We start from the raw sequence: 475 nt of genomic DNA, 5'->3' as shown, positions 1-475 counted from the left end.
CCGCCACCACTGGCCGGCGAGCCGCTGATCTCGATCCTGATCCCTTGCTACAACGAAGGCGACAACGCCGCCGACACCATCCATGCGGCGCTGGCCCAGCATTACCCGAACATCGAAGTCATCGCGATCAATGACGGCTCCAAGGACAACACCGCCCAAGTGCTCGACCGGCTGGCCAAGGAAGACCCGCGATTGCGGGTTCTGCATCTGGCAGAAAACCAGGGCAAGGCAGTCGCCCTGCGCATGGGCGCTATCGCCGCGCGCAGCGAATATCTGGTGTGCATCGACGGTGACGCGCTGCTGGCGCCGAACACGGCGGCCTATCTGGTGGCGCCCATGCTGGATAACAACCGCCTCGGCGCGGTCACCGGCAACCCACGGATTCGTACACGCTCGACGCTGGTCGGGCGGGTGCAGGTGGGTGAGTTCTCCTCGATCATCGGTTTGATCAAACGCACGCAGCGGGTATTCGGGC

General features: G+C 64.2%; 1 protein-coding gene. It reads left to right on the top strand.

Annotated features, from left to right (window positions below; all coding sequences use genetic code 11):
- The coding region (locus tag AACY49_RS30660; RefSeq protein ID WP_339528041.1) for a glycosyltransferase at positions 1 to 475 on the top strand (475 nt) is incomplete at both ends.

The sequence above is a fragment of the Pseudomonas sp. EL_65y_Pfl2_R96 genome (genome assembly GCF_963970905.1).
Lineage (GTDB): Bacteria > Pseudomonadota > Gammaproteobacteria > Pseudomonadales > Pseudomonadaceae > Aquipseudomonas.
The sequence above is the reverse complement of the archived record's forward strand: the minus strand, read 5'-3'. Positions and strand labels throughout refer to the sequence as shown.